This is a genomic window from Christiangramia crocea (assembly GCF_022410465.1).
GTDB lineage: Bacteria > Bacteroidota > Bacteroidia > Flavobacteriales > Flavobacteriaceae > Christiangramia > Christiangramia crocea.
The window spans coordinates 1-15411 of record NZ_JAJSON010000018.1 but is presented as its reverse complement, the minus strand read 5'-3'; the positions used below and the strand labels follow the sequence as shown (position 1 = coordinate 15411).

Genomic DNA, 15411 nt, shown 5'->3' with positions numbered 1-15411 from the left:
TATGGATTTCAGAACTATAGTTCCAGTGCAGAAGGGTGCTCCTAAGATCGAGCATGGAAAGGGGGTATTCCTTATTGGTTCCTGTTTTGTTGAAAATATAGGGGCTAAACTGGATTGGTTCAAATTTCGAAACCGTCAGAATCCTACCGGTATCATTTTCCATCCATCGCCAATCAGAAGATTTTTTCAGAGATTATCGAACAATGAGAATTACAGCGATAGGGATTTAATTGAATTTAATGATGGCTGGCAATCGCTCGAGGCACATTCAGATATGCGTCGGGAGAGCAGGGAAGAATGTCTGAAAGATCTGAATACCTCCTTAGAGAATAGCCGGGAGTTTTTTGCAGGTGCTTCCCATGTGATTATAAGCCTGGGCACGGCCTGGGGGTATATTTATGAAGGCACCACTGATATTGTGGCAAACTGCCATAAGATCCCTCAGAAACGCTTCAGAAAAGAACTTTCGTCCGTTGATGAAATAATAAATGATCTTGAGGTGATTAGCCACTCTGTTTCCCAGATGAATGAAGAGGCTAAGATCATTTTCACAATTTCACCTGTAAGACACCTGAAGGATGGAGTGGTGGAAAACCAGCAAAGCAAGGCTCATTTGACCACAGCTCTTCATGAATTTTTAGGTAATAATGATTCGGCGGTTTATTTTCCTTCTTATGAGATAATGATGGATGAGCTGAGGGATTATCGTTTTTATGCGGAAGACATGTTGCATCCCAGTAAAGTAGCGGTAGATTATATCTGGAAGCTTTTTTCCTACAACTGGATATCCTCAAAATCACTTGAACTAAACCTGGAAATCGACAAGATCCAAAAGGCTCTTTCTCATCGCTCACGCGCAGAAAACACTACAGAGCATAAGAAATTTCTTACGAAAATCCAAGTAAAAATCGAGGAAATTCAAAAAAATCACCCTGAAATAACCTTTTCTCAGGCCTTACTGTTGTTGGGATTATCAATATTTTAATATAAAGGAAACATATTTTTCATTCTTTATACTAAAATATTCGTATTTTTACCATTCAGATCTGAAGTAAATCTGGGTTGGTTACGAAAGGATGTACACCTCAAATAATCAGCCTTTTATGGATGATTTGTTTTCTAAAATTTGTTGGGGTAGATTTTAGAATATACTAAAGGACGGGTGGGGCCGTCCTTTAGTTTTTTTATAAAGACTTGATTTTTAACTTTCTTTAGGACTTCGCTTCTCCAGCTTCTGTTTCTTTTTTCCTAACTTTTACTTTTAAAAATCTATCTGTATGAAGAATATTCTGCTGGCCGTGCTCATGATTGCCGTAATCATTCTTGGCTTCATGTACCTCGAAAATAAGAATGATGAAAAGGAAAGTCTAAAAGAGGATACAGCACTTATCCAGGAGCAGATTAGAAACGTTGGTAAGCTTGTGGTCACAGAAGGTAGTTTTTCACAGGTTTTCACCTATAAGAATTCCAAAAGTTTTTATTTCGATATCCTTTCAGCCAGGAAAAAGGCCCTTATCGTAGTAAATGCCGAGGCTAGTATTGCCTATGATCTAAGTAAACTGGAGATTGAAATTGATGAGGAGGGAAAAAGGGTAATTATAAAAGAGATACCTGAAGAGGAGATCAGTATTAATCCGAATATTAAATATTATGATGTAACCCAGGATTATCTCAACCAGTTTGAGGCCGAGGATTATAATAAGATCAAGGAGCGAATTGAAAAGTCGCTGAGGGAAAAGATCGAACAATCGTCCTTAAAGTCTAATGCCAGGAACAGGCTAATCAGCGAGCTGCAGAAAATATATATACTTACCAGTAGTATGGGCTGGACTTTGGAATATAAGAACCAACCCATAGAGGATTCAGAAACACTGGAAGTGATAAAACTTTAGGTGGCAGCTAAATTACTTTCCGTCAGTTCTATCCCGTCCTTTATAAGATGGGCTACTTCCGGCCTGGATTTTTTAAGTTCTTCAAGATAAGATTTTACTTCAGTAGCCAGTTTGGGATCGTCTTCCATTGCTAGCTCATAGATCTCAACAGATAATAACCAGTCTTTAGGATGATGTTTTTTCGCAATATCAAAGGCTGCCTGAAGTGAAAATTTGGTGTTCTCCCCATTCCTGATATTTCTAACCGACTCATATAAGGATTCCAGCTCTTCCCGCTCAGGGGTTTTCTTGCTTTTTATTGTGGTCGTAGATGGAGTGTGCGTGATGAGATCAAATGAATTATGGTCTGCGGGCCCGGCAAAGGCAGAGATGATCTCTTTTCCCACTGCCATATCATATCTACCCCATTCTGGTTTGAAAAGTACCTCTTCGTTGTAGTTAACCGTACAGTTCTTAAAGCTTATCAAAATTATTTTTCCCTGAAGGTTTCTGGTTCCTGTAATGATTTCTCCTTCCACTTTTACGCCTCCTTCAAATTCCAGGGTAACGTTCTCTCCTTCATAGATGGCATAAGCCCTCAGGTCGCGTGGACTCATATCTTCAATAGCCAGATTGATACCTTTTAGTTTCCCTATGGGTGAGCCAAAGCCTTCGGTATGAGTGGTAACACCATGACCTACCAGTTCCTTTTCCCGGTAAGACAATGCGGTCTTTCCTTTAGTCTGGAGGTAGATCGGTTTGCCTTCATGGTCCCTCACATTCTCGAAATTCCCCGAGATCTGTATCCCGGTACTTAACTCAATAGTTCCTATGGTCTTTGAATCTATCAATTTCTGAACACCTTCCAGTCCACCTTTTCTCAGGGCCATTTTATTTGCGAATTCTTCCAGAACAAGACTTAGATGTGCGAAGTCTGGAGTTACAAAAAGCTGGGGTTGAGGTTTGGTGATATCAAATTCCTGTTTTGCAGCTTCAATAGTGTAAGGGAGTTTTTTAACAGCATCTGTAAGGCAGGATTTGCTTTCCCCGATAGAAGAAAGTAGTCCGGCACCATAGATCTTAGGATTCTCAAGACTTCCTATCAGTCCGTATTCAACAGTCCACCAGTGCAGATTCCTTATCTGGGCCATTTCACTCGGTTTAACTTCAGCATTCTGAAGTTCGTCTACTTTTTTTTCGACTTCTTCGATCTTTTCCTTGGGAGTATCTTCCGCTTCCTTTAAAATTGACAATTCCCTGATTGCTTCATAGATCTCATAATCATGGGAACTGGAGATTGCTTTGCATCCAATTTCCCCAAATCGCCTAAGGTATTCGGCGTATTCAGGATTGGCTATAATAGGAGCGTGGCCGGCTCCTTCATGAATGATATCCGGGGCAGGGGTGTATTCTATATGGTCCAGCTGCCTGATATCGCTGGCAATAACAAGAACGTTATAAGCCTGGAATTCCATGAAGGCAGCAGGAGGGATAAAACCATCCACTGCCACCGCCGCCCAGCCTATTTCTTTTAAGATCCGGTTCATCCCATACATGTTAGGAATGCTGTCAATAGAAATACCGGTTTGTTTTAAGCCTTGTAGATAGGAATCATGCGCCACCTTGCTGAGGTAATCAACATTTTTACGCATTACATATCTCCAGACCGCCTGATTTATGGGAGTATAATCTTCATAATTCTGGGGCTTGATATATTGCTTGAGATGGGCCGGAAGCCTATCCAGTATTTCATTCGATTGAATATTATCTAACATGTTCAGGGTTTACTATAACGTTTGCGTTAAAAGTACAAAATTTGACAGAGAAAGGGAAGATTATTACTTAACGATGGGGTATAAAAAAGCCCCTTTAAAAGGGGCTTAACTAATATCTTATTTCTCCATTCCCGGAGGATATTTCTCCATGATTTTGGCTACGATCTCATTGATGCGTTCCTGTTTCTTGTTCACCTCTCGGGCGAGAGCTGCAGTACCCATTCCCTGCCATACCAGTTCCTTATCTTCAGAATCTATAAGGTCTATATACAGGGTTCCTTCGCTGGTACGGTTTACGGTATTAAAACCACTTCCCCAGTACCATGGATGCCATCCCCAGCCATAACCCCAGTATGGATAATTATTCTGGTAGATGTTGATGTTCTCATTAGTTTTGGTAAATATGCTTACCAGCAAATCAGGATTTTCAGATTTGGTAAAACCTTTCTTTTGCATTTCGGTCTCTATTGCTCTTAGTATACGCTTCTTATCAAGGTCTGATATTTCGGCTTTATCTATTCCTGGTTTGAAGAAAGCATATGTTCCATATTCACTGAAATTAGCTTCGCGATCATAATCTGATGCGACCCTCACGCTTTCACAGGAGGTAAACAGGACTGCAAATAGTAGCAGAACAGGTGTAAATTTTAGAAATTTCATAGGTTCGATTTTAAATTTGTACAAACTTTAATCGAAAAGCGTTGGATCAACCATGTTCGGGATGGTAAGCTTAAGTTGCGGATTCATCTCCATTGCGCGTTTGGCGGTGAAAACAGCTTCCTTGTTCCTTGCCCAGGATCTTCGGGCAATTCCGTTGTTCACATCCCAGAACAACATAGATTTCAAACGATCTTCAGATGCTTTATCACCTTCAAGAATCATGCCGAAGCCTCCGTTGATCACCTCTCCCCAGCCAACGCCTCCACCGTTATGGATGCTCACCCAGGTAGCTCCCCTAAAGCTATCTCCTATAACATTTTGAATGGCCATATCGGCTGTATAGCGGGAACCATCATAAATATTAGAGGTTTCGCGGTAAGGAGAGTCGGTTCCTGAAACATCGTGATGATCCCGTCCAAGTACTACCGGGCCTATCTCTCCACGCCCAATCGCATCGTTAAAGGCTTTCGCGATCTCGATCCTTCCTTCGGCATCGGCATAGAGTATTCTGGCTTTGGAACCTACCACAAGTTTGTTCTCCCGGGCTCCTTTTATCCATTGGATATTATCCTGCATCTGCTGTTGGATCTCAGCAGGAGAATCCTCTCTTAATTTGTTTAAAACACGGGTTGCGATTTCATCGGTTTTCTGAAGATCTTCATCTTTGCCGGAAGCACATACCCATCTGAACGGACCAAAACCATAATCAAAGCACATAGGTCCCATTATATCCTGAACATAACTGGGGTATCTGAAACTTTTCCCGTCTTCACTTAGAATATCCGCTCCGGCTCTGGAAGCTTCTAGTAGGAAAGCATTTCCATAATCGAAGAAATAAGTACCTTTTGAAGTATGATGGTTAATTGCGGCCGCCTGTCTTCTCAGGCTTTCCTGGACTTTTTCTTTGAATTTTTCAGGATTGGAAGACATCATCTCATTAGCTTCTTCAAAACCCAGGTCCACCGGGTAATATCCACCTGCCCATGGATTATGAAGCGAGGTCTGGTCACTTCCAAGGTCTATATAAATATCATTTTCGGCAAAATATTCCCATACTTCCACAACATTCCCCTGGAATGCAATAGAAACCACTTCTTTATCTGTTTTAGCCTTCTTAACCCTGGTAGCGAGTTCTTCTAAATTCTCGATAACTTCATCTACCCATCCCTGCTTATGCCTGGTTTGAGTGGCCTTTGGATTCACTTCGGCGCAAACAGTAATGCATCCGGCAATATTCCCTGCTTTTGGCTGAGCACCGCTCATTCCTCCAAGGCCGGAAGTAACAAACAGTTTTCCGCTAAGGTCTTCCTTCTGTCTGGCTATTTTTCTTCCCGCGTTGAGAACAGTAATGGTAGTACCGTGAACAATCCCCTGCGGACCTATATACATATAGCTACCCGCTGTCATTTGTCCATACTGAGTGACTCCAAGCGCATTGAATTTCTCCCAGTCATCTGGTTTTGAGTAATTAGGAATCATCATTCCATTAGTGACAACCACTCTCGGGGCTTTTGGATGGGACGGAAAAAGCCCCATAGGATGACCAGAATACATCACCAGGGTCTGGTTGTCATCCATTTCAGCCAGATATTTCATGGTGAGCCTGTACTGCGCCCAGTTCTGAAATACTGCGCCGTTCCCTCCGTAAGTGATCAGCTCTTCGGGATGCTGGGCAACATCGGGATCCAGGTTGTTCTGTATCATGAGCATGATGCCTTTGGCCTGGGTACATTTACCCGGGTACTCATCTATGGGCCTGGCATAAAAATCATAGTCCGGTTTAAAGCGGTACATATAAATGCGCCCGTATTTTTCAAGCTCTTCCCTGAATTCCGGCATCAGGGTTTTGTGGTGTTTTTTATCAAAATACCTTAATGCATTCTCCAGTGCCAGTTTCTTTTCATCCTCATCCAGGATTTCCTTGCGCTTGGGAGCATGGTTTAAAGATTCGTCATAAGGTTTTGGTTCCGGCAATTTATCCGGAATTCCTTCCAGTATCTGATCCTTAAAGTTCATTTGTTATGTTTCTTGTCGGTTTGTTTTTTTATTGTATCCGTAAGGGCAATGGCGACAGCCGCTTTCGCAGCAATATCCCCTTTTAAGATGATATTGTTCAGTAAAACAGCGATATCCCTCCGGGGTGATGTAGTAATCACCCTCTTCTAACGGAATTCTTTTTTTCTGAAAATTCATGGGGCTAAAATACAATTTCTTATCTTGATGACATGATTTTGATCGTGAACAAACGCTTGCTTTCGGGAAGATTCAAGGGCATTAGTTTATGGCCTTTCATTATTCTTCAAAGTACCCGGTTAAAGGAAGATAAGTTCTTTCTGAACCATGAGAAAATTCATTTAAGGCAGCAACTCGAACTTCTTGTTCTTTTCTTCTATATCTGGTATGCGATAGAATTCTTTATTCGTTATGCCGATTGCAGGGATGGGATGCTGGCTTACAGGAATATAAGCTTTGAAAGAGAAGCATATCGGCGGGAGAATGACCTTAACTATTTAAAAAGCAGGCCAATTTGGGCTTTCCGGAAATTTCTTTAATTCTCGTCAAGCTGAATTTGTTTGACTCCGGTAAACCTTCGATTTCAACTTCCAGCAGATGCTGAAACAAGTTCATGAGGAGGATTTTTTATTATTCCTATTTATTCTTAACCACTTCATTTAGTTTTGTAGTATGCAGGATTTTTTTGATAACCGGATTTCTGAAAATATTCCGAACCAATTCATTAAAGAATTTCCGGGAGGCATCGAACTCTTTATTAAAAGGGAAGACCTGCTTCATCCCGAAGTTTCTGGAAATAAATTCAGGAAACTTAAGTATAATCTGGTTGCGGCCAGGGATCAGAAATTTGATACTCTGCTTACCTTTGGCGGTGCCCATTCCAATCATATTGCGGCAACAGCAGCGGCGGGGAAACTATTCGGTTTTAATACTATTGGGATTATAAGAGGCGAGGAACTGGCTTCGGTTTCAAAAGAAAAATGGAGCCCTACCTTAAAATATGCAGCGTCTTGCGGAATGAAATTTGAATTTGTAAGCAGGGAAGAATACAGGAACAAAGATTCGGAGGAATTTCTGAAAAAACTGAAGCACCGGTTTAAGGAATTTTATCTGGTTCCGGAAGGAGGAACAAATAAGCTTGCGATCAAGGGTTGTGAAGAAATCCTGACTGAAAGTGATAAAAAATTCGATTTCATATGTTCTTCTGTTGGCACTGGAGGCACGTTGGCCGGGCTTATCACTTCTTCAGAAACACATCAAAAAGTTCTTGGTTTTTCGGCTTTAAATTCTGATTATCTTAGGAATGAGATCAGCTCTCTGGTTGGCAAAAACAACTGGGAATTAATACTAAACTATCATTTCGGGGGTTATGCTAAAGTGAATGTCCAGCTTATCGAGTTCATGAATAACTTCAGTAAAAAATATAATATCATTCTTGATCCTGTTTATACAGGGAAATTAGTTTTTGGTATTTTTGACCTTATAAAGAATGGTTTTTTTCCCGAGAATACCAGAATCATGGTAATACACACTGGCGGGTTGCAGGGAATTGACGGAATGAACCAACTTTTAAAAAAGAAACATCTGCCTCAAATAAATTACTGATATGAGATTCAGCCGAATTTTGTCATTATTTTTAATAAGTCTTTTCGTGGTTTCCTGCGGAAGCAGGAAGAAGGTGGTAACCACTAAAAAGGAAGAATCAGGAACCGAATCTAAAGAGGAGCGGATGGTGATCTATTCTGATGAAAAAGAGGCAGAACCTTCTAGAAGCCCCTATAATTATACCGTTGAAAGTTATATAGCTGAGTTTGCGCCTATTGCACAGGAAGAAATGAAATTATACCGCATTCCTGCGAGTATTACACTGGCTCAGGGAATTCTTGAATCGGGTGCTGGGCGTGGTGATCTAACCAGACGGGCCAATAATCATTTCGGAATTAAATGTCATGACTGGGAAGGTGAGCGGGTATATCACGATGATGACCGCAGGGGAGAATGTTTCAGAAAATATAAAGAGGCAAAGTATTCATACAGGGATCATTCGCTTTTTCTTGCGAATAGGGGAAGGTATTCAGATTTATTCAACCTTGATCCGGATGATTATAAAGGCTGGGCCAAAGGTTTGAGAAAGGCCGGTTATGCCACCGATCGCAGATATCCAGACAAACTCATTGGCCTGATAGAAAGGTATGAATTATATCGCTATGATGCCGAGATCCTGGGGAAATCCACTCCTGTTTATACTTCGGCTTCTCGTGAAAGCTCAGATAATTATGTTGTGAGAAAGGGTGATACACTTTACTCCATTGCAAAAAGATATAATACAACGGTAGAAGAATTGAAACGAAATAATGATCTGGTTGGGAATACCATTTCCATTGGTCAGGTTTTAAACATAAAATAATCGTCATTTTGTTCCGGTAATTATCAGAATTCAATTTTTGATAGATATTGAAATAAGTTCAGGATGACATAAAGAATAAAAAAGAACATTTATGATTTATAAGAGGAGTAGTCAGTTATTTTCAGAAGCAAAAAAAGTAATTCCGGGCGGAGTAAATTCTCCAGTGAGAGCGTTTAAAGCAGTTGGGGGAGAACCGGTTTTTATAGAGAGGGCCAAAGGTGCTTATTTATATGATGAGGACGGAAATAAACTAATTGACTACATCAATTCGTGGGGGCCGCTAATTCTGGGCCATGCTCATAAGCCGGTATTGGATGCGGTGATCGAAAAAGCTAAAAAAGGAACTTCTTTTGGAACGCCAACAGAACTTGAAACGAAGATAGCTGAACTTGCTGTAAAGATGGTCCCGAACATAGATAAGATAAGAATGGTTAATTCGGGTACCGAAGCCTGTATGAGTGCGGTTCGGCTTGCACGCGGCTTCACAGGAAAGGAAAAGATCATCAAATTTGCCGGCTGCTATCATGGTCATAGCGATTCCTTTCTGATCCAGGCCGGGAGTGGAGCAATGACCTTTGGAACTCCCAATAGTCCGGGGGTAACTCAGGGAACCGCAAAAGATACTTTACTGGCTAAATACAACGATCTTGAAAACGTAAAGGAACTGGTGGAGGCCAATAAAGATGAGATTGCCTGTATCATTCTTGAGCCCGTGGCAGGAAATATGGGATGCATCCCGCCTGTTAAAGGATTTCTGGAAGGTCTTAGAAAGATATGTGATGAAACCGGAATCCTTTTGGTATTCGATGAGGTAATGACCGGCTTCCGACAGGCCGCCGGCGGTGTGCAGGAAAGACTGGGAGTGAATGCCGATATCGTTTGTTTCGGAAAGGTGATAGGAGGTGGACTTCCGGTTGGAGCTTTTGCCGCAAGAAATGAAATTATGAATCATCTTGCTCCGGATGGGCCGGTTTATCAGGCAGGGACCTTAAGCGGGAATCCATTGGCAATGGCTGCAGGCTTTGCGATGCTTACTGAACTTCATGATAATCTTGAAATCTTTGAAAGCATAGATAAAAAGACTGAATATCTCCATAAGGGAATGGATAAGGTTTTGAATGAGGCAGGTGTCTCTTTTAGCATTAACCGTATAGGCTCCATGATCTCCGTTCATTTTGGTAAAGAACCGGTGACCGACTTCCAGTCTTCAGTAAGATCTGCTTCTACTGGAAAATTCAATAAGTTCTTCCACGGCCTGCTTGAAAACGGGATCTATATCGCTCCAAGTGCTTTTGAGACCTGGTTTATCAGTGAGGCTCTTTCTTATGATGATCTTGATAAGACGATAGAGGAGGTGGGGAAAGTCGCTGAGACACTTTAATTTTATACAGACAAAAGAAATGCCTAAACCTCACAGGTTTCCAAAATCTGTGAGGTTTTTTATTTCTACATTTTAAGATAAACCGAGAGGCTGAAAGTAGATTTTCTTTAGACGGCAGCGAGAGAAATAAAATTTTATTTTTTTTAAGAAACAGTAGCCTTCTTTAATAATTTAAATTTTGTAAGTAAAATCTTTCGAATGCCTATATTTTAAAGATTTAATTGCGTTTTTTTTACTTTTTGGCGATTTTTTTGTTGGATAATAAGTTAAAAAAAACATAAATTCGCGCCGCCCTACTCCAAAATAATCTCTATTATTTTAACAAATGTTAATACCTCAAAAGCGGTATTGTTAAATTTTTAACATTACCCGAAACTTGTAACCTAATATTAACCTAAATATGCCTTGATGAAACAAAATTACTTTTTAAAATTTTTAATTCTCTTATTTTTTGGTTTGGCCTGGCAGATTTCGCAGGCTCAGATTTTTGAGGAGATTACTTCACAGATTTCTAGCAATTTTGAACTCACTAGCAATGGTGATACAGAATTTGCAGATATCGATAATGATAATGATCTTGATGTGCTATTGGTTGGCTCAGGAGGAGCCCAATTGTATAAAAATGATGGTTTTGGAAACTTTTCCAAAGTAGATGGCACCCCTTTCTGGGGTGGACCTAGATCGTCGGTTGCATTTGGAGATGCAGATGGGGATAATGATCAGGATATTATCATTTCTTCATATCTTGAGTATTCGCCTAATTTCACTAAGCTTTATATTAATGACGGTTCTGGAGACTTTTCAGAAGTAACAGGAACTCCTTTTCCAGGATTGGAGAATAATTCTATAATTTTTCAAGATTTTGATGGGAACAATCTACCGGATCTTCTTATTTCCGGAGAAAACTCTTCTGGAGAAACAATACTTGAGCTATATATAAATAATGGGGGTAATAATTTCGTTCTGAATGACAACCCTAATTTTTTTGGAAAGTCTAATTCGGGACTTGCAGCAGCTGATATTGATGGAGATTCAGATATAGATTTTATACATACCGGCTCTTATTTAATACCGGACCCTACTGGGTTTTATTCTTACTTGAATACTCATATTTACGTAAATGATGGTAATGGTCAATTCAGTTCTTCAATAGGTTTTGAAGGTAAAGGGTATGACGGTAATTATTATAATAAAAAAGCCTTGATAACTTTTGCCGATGTGGATGGAGATAATGATATGGATGCTGTGTTATCAGGAAGAACCAGTTCCTACGATATAGAAAGCGATTTATATTTAAATGATGGTTTAGGAAATTTTACAAAGCATGCAAGTTTCTTAGGAGTTGTAGATGGAGATATGGCATTTGGTGATATAGATGGAGATGATGATCAGGATTTTTTTATAATGGGTAAAATTGCGACCTCAGGTAATGAATCAATAAACAAATTATATTTAAACGATGGTAATGGAGAGTTCTCTGAAGATTTAAATTATAATCTTCCAGAAGTTTATAACAGCGCAATAGCGATTGCAGATGTAGATGGAGATAATAATAATGATATTCTTATAACAGGTACAAATGCAAACTCTTTTAGAGGAGGGGAATTATCATTTCTATATTACAACGATGGCGAAGCCAATTTTTCACACAACATCTTAAATACTTCACAAGGGGATATTGATTTTACAGATGTTGATAATGATGGTGATCAGGATATATTAAGGTCAATAACTATTGATTGGGGTACATCTTATACAAATTTGTATTTGAATGACGGTACCGGGGATAGCTTTAGCTTGATTGAAACTGATTTTATGAACGGAAGCGGAAATGCTTCTAAGGAGTTTGCCGATGTGGATAATGACGGTGATGTGGATTTATTGATTTCAGGGTATTTATATAGCACGGGAGAGACGATCACAAAGCTTTACTTAAATGATGGTACGGCAAACTTTGAAGAAGATTTAGGACAATCTTTTAAAGGTATGACTAATGGTGATATTGCATTTGGAGATGTAGATAATGATAATGATCTGGATTTAATTATAACTGGTAGTGAAGGTTCATCAGGAGTAAATACAATTTTATATGAAAATAATGGCGGAGACTTTACTGAAGTTACCGGTGTATCAATTGAAGGTGTTCAAAGATCAATAGTTCAATTTGTTGACCTGAATGGTGATAATTATAAGGATATATTTCTTACAGGTGAAAGTGAACATCATTATGGAGTAACACATATTTATCTAAATAACGGAGATGGCAGTTTTAATCTGGCAACACCCATAAAATTTATTGGTTTTAAAGGGGATGATGTTGATTTCGCAGATTCAGATCAAGACGGCGATATAGATATTATTTTAACAGGCCGAAAAGATTATACTAACTCTACAAAATTATACTTAAATGACGGTAACGCTCTATTTAGCGAGGGGGTAGATTTCACATCTGAATTTGCTTATGGTTCATCATTGTCATTCACAGATGTTGATTCTGATAGTTACTTGGATATTTTAATTTCAGGTAGAAAATCAGATGGAACCAATTCGACGAAATTTTATATTAATTCAGGCGATGGTAGTTTTTTTGATGGTAAAGAATTGCAGTTTGGCGATAATTGGATAGGTGATCACGCTTTTGCAGATATTGATGGAGATTCCGATAAGGATTTAATGATAAATTCTTATTTGGGTAACTCAGCAGAGCCTTTCTCAAGATTATACAGAAACACCACTCCAATAAATACGGTTCCAGAGGCTATCTGCCAAAACTATACAGCAGAACTTGGAGAAGACGGTACGGTGATGCTTACTCCAGAAGATATAGATAACGGCTCCAGTGATGCAGAAGGGGATGTGACCTTGAGTATAGATGTTACAGAGGCCTTCACTTGTAATGATATTGGCGATCATAAGGTGACACTTACCGTTACCGATGCCGGAGGTAAGAAGGCTACCTGCACAGCAATAGTTACTGTTGAAGATAATATTGGCCCAACAATCACCTGTCCAGGTGATATAGAAGTTGATAATGATCCTGGAGTTGATGGGGCAATTGTGAACTATACCTTGCCTGAAGTAGTGGAAGCCTGCAGTGAAGAAAACCTGTTGGTAAATCCAAACGCTACGGAGGATCTGAACGGATGGACTGTATCCTTGAATGAAGGTAGTGGTTGGATGGCTTCCGGTGGGAAGTTCAAAAGTTCTTATAACACATGCGATGGAAGTGCCGTAGCTAATACGAAGTACCAGGAAATTGATCTCTTGGCTTCCGGCTTTACTGAAGTTCAGTTAGATAGGTCTCCCATAATAAAGATTGGGGAAAAAGTACAGTCAGACTGGTTGAATAATAATTGCGGTTCAGGTGAATTACTGGATAATTACTTCGTAAGGTTTGAATTAAGAGATGCAAATCATAATACTATAGCCGTGTATAATTCAGGTACTGCTTCAGCACCTAAACGTATTGGGACTGATGCATTATTAGAGTCTGTGGAATTTAAGGATTATGGAAGCGGAGTGAGATATATCTATTTTGAACATGGAGGCTCAGACCGAGGTTATTGGACCGGGCATTATGGAGCCAATTTCTTTGATAGTTATGTGTTCGTGGAAACCAGCAATATAACTCAAACTGCTGGCCTGAAAAGTGGAAGCGAATTTCCAGTAGGAATCACCACCAACACTTTTGAAGTCACCGATGCTTCAGGGAATAAATCTACCTGCAGTTTTGTTGTGACAGTGAATGACGTGGAAGCACCTACAGGCTACTCTGTAAGCATCAATCAAAACGCAATTGATGAGAATAACGGAACTGATGTCAGTTTTACGTTTGCAAATGCCGAAGTAGGTACTACCTACAACTACATCTTTAGCAATGAAAATGGAGGAACTGAGGTAACCGGTTCTGGAACTATTTCTACGGTAACCGAGCAGATTAGTGGAATTGATGTAAGTGGACTGGAAGATGGAACCTTAACGCTGTCGGTCACCCTGACTGATGCTTCCTCTAATGAAGGAACAGCTGCGACAGATACAGTTATGAAAGATACCAACGATGCGCCTGTAGCGTCCTGTCAGAATTTTACAGCTCAGCTTGGCCCAAATGGTACTGTAACTATAACTCCAGATGATGTGAATGACGGGTCCAGCGATGATAAGGCCGGATTTACTTTAGCTATAGATAATGATACATTTGACTGTTCCAATATAGGCGAGAATGAAGTAACTCTAACCATTACGGATAGTGATGACGTAACCGATACCTGTACAGCAACAGTGACTGTAGAAGACAATACTGCACCTACAGCAATTGCTCAGGATGTCACTGTGTATTTGGATGAGAATGGTCAGGCTTCCATAAGAAGTGACTATTCCATAGGACCAGTGGCCGGACAACTTGAGCCTCAAAACAGCTCAGTTACTCCTACTCCGGTAGATTGTGATTGCCCTGAGGGCTATGTCGCTGTAGGGTATGAAGGGTCAACCGGTTGGATACTGGATAATTTCAGATTATTATGTAAAGAGGTCCTTGCAGATGGTAGTCTAAGTACTGAGACAGTAGAAACATGTTTCAGTGGTTCCAATACCGCTGTGTACAGGTCGGAGATGTTGACCGGCAATAAAGTCCTGGTTGGATTCGAAGTTGAAGATGGAGATTACCAGCATCAGCTTTCTAGCAGAACTCACGTGGGCATAAAAGGGATTGGTAAAAACCTGCACGAAGTGGCTAATGGAAATCTAAACAGCATAAATAATACAATGATGAATGGTATAAGTGGGTCTGGTACCGCTACTTCCAATTTTATGACCACTACCCAATATGCGCCAGCAGGCAGTGCAATCGTAGGAATGTCAGTTAATCAATCCACGGGCTATACGGCTACCGTTAGCTTTAAATATGCAGCCATTTCTTCAATTTTGAGTATAGAAAATGGCTCAGTTGATAATTGTAATATTGCTTCCATTTCTGTTGACAGATCAGAATTCAATTGTGATAATTTAGGTGTAAATACTGTAACACTCAACATGACTGATGTTAACGGAAATACATCTTCGGCTACCGCTACAGTTACGGTTGAAGATACTGAAGAACCTGTACTTACAGCGGAAGCCGATCAGGAAGTGGTGCTGGATACCGAATGTAGTATCACCGTTCCAAACCTTGTAGATGGCTCAGTTGCTACCGATAATTGTACGGTGAGTATTGTCCAGTTACCAGCTGCGGGAACAGTAGTTTTCTCAGAACATAACGGAACTGTAAATGTAGTTGTAACAGCTACCGATGCTGCAGGTAATACAGAT

At 40.1% G+C, this 15411-nt stretch carries 11 protein-coding genes; 7 read left to right on the top strand and 4 right to left on the bottom strand.

The window, feature by feature from the left end; translation table 11 throughout:
• Position 1 precedes the first annotated feature (1 nt).
• Both LU635_RS07615 and LU635_RS07610 read left to right on the top strand, forming a co-directional pair.
• The gene (locus LU635_RS07615) at positions 2-985 is read left to right on the top strand and encodes a GSCFA domain-containing protein (protein WP_240097810.1); all 984 of its coding nucleotides are present in this window, start codon (positions 2-4) and stop codon (positions 983-985) included.
• A 292-nt stretch (positions 986-1277) separates the two neighbouring features.
• Positions 1278-1892 carry a DUF4230 domain-containing protein gene (locus LU635_RS07610; protein WP_240097808.1) on the top strand — a complete coding sequence of 205 codons (615 nt, stop codon included), beginning with the start codon at positions 1278-1280 and terminating at the stop codon, positions 1890-1892.
• On the opposite strand, the gene LU635_RS07605 is transcribed toward LU635_RS07610, so the two are convergent.
• From LU635_RS07605 to LU635_RS07590, 4 genes are all read right to left on the bottom strand, one after another.
• Positions 1889-3646 carry an aromatic amino acid hydroxylase gene (locus LU635_RS07605; RefSeq protein WP_240097807.1) on the bottom strand — a complete coding sequence of 586 codons (1758 nt, stop codon included), beginning with the start codon at positions 3644-3646 and terminating at the stop codon, positions 1889-1891. The two genes, LU635_RS07610 and LU635_RS07605, sit on opposite strands and share 4 nt — an antisense overlap.
• A gap of 117 nt (positions 3647-3763) precedes the next feature.
• Positions 3764-4306 carry a DUF4136 domain-containing protein gene (locus tag LU635_RS07600; protein ID WP_240097805.1) on the bottom strand — a complete coding sequence of 181 codons (543 nt, stop codon included), beginning with the start codon at positions 4304-4306 and terminating at the stop codon, positions 3764-3766.
• A 27-nt stretch (positions 4307-4333) separates the two neighbouring features.
• Complete coding sequence (locus LU635_RS07595) at positions 4334-6322, bottom strand: urocanate hydratase (RefSeq protein WP_240097803.1); 1989 nt, start codon at positions 6320-6322, stop codon at positions 4334-4336.
• 3 nt (positions 6323-6325) lie between these two features.
• Positions 6326-6499, bottom strand: a complete 174-nt coding sequence (locus tag LU635_RS07590) for a C1orf53 family protein (RefSeq protein WP_240097801.1) — start codon at positions 6497-6499, stop codon at positions 6326-6328.
• Between the two features lie 32 nt (positions 6500-6531).
• On the opposite strand from LU635_RS07590, the gene LU635_RS07585 reads away from it, so the two are divergent.
• The 5 genes from LU635_RS07585 to LU635_RS07565 all read left to right on the top strand — a co-directional run.
• Positions 6532-6858 carry a hypothetical protein gene (locus tag LU635_RS07585; protein WP_240097799.1) on the top strand — a complete coding sequence of 109 codons (327 nt, stop codon included), beginning with the start codon at positions 6532-6534 and terminating at the stop codon, positions 6856-6858.
• A gap of 133 nt (positions 6859-6991) precedes the next feature.
• Positions 6992-7924, top strand: coding sequence for a 1-aminocyclopropane-1-carboxylate deaminase/D-cysteine desulfhydrase (locus LU635_RS07580; protein ID WP_240097796.1), 933 nt, complete (start codon positions 6992-6994; stop codon positions 7922-7924).
• Between the two features lies 1 nt (position 7925).
• A complete protein-coding gene (locus LU635_RS07575; RefSeq protein WP_240097794.1) occupies positions 7926-8726 on the top strand; it encodes a glucosaminidase domain-containing protein in 801 nt (266 codons plus the stop codon).
• A 91-nt stretch (positions 8727-8817) separates the two neighbouring features.
• Positions 8818-10107 carry a glutamate-1-semialdehyde 2,1-aminomutase gene (gene hemL / locus LU635_RS07570; RefSeq protein ID WP_240097792.1) on the top strand — a complete coding sequence of 430 codons (1290 nt, stop codon included), beginning with the start codon at positions 8818-8820 and terminating at the stop codon, positions 10105-10107.
• Positions 10108-10515: 408 nt separating this feature from the next.
• The coding region (locus tag LU635_RS07565; RefSeq protein WP_240097790.1) for an FG-GAP-like repeat-containing protein at positions 10516-15411 on the top strand (4896 nt) is incomplete at its 3' end.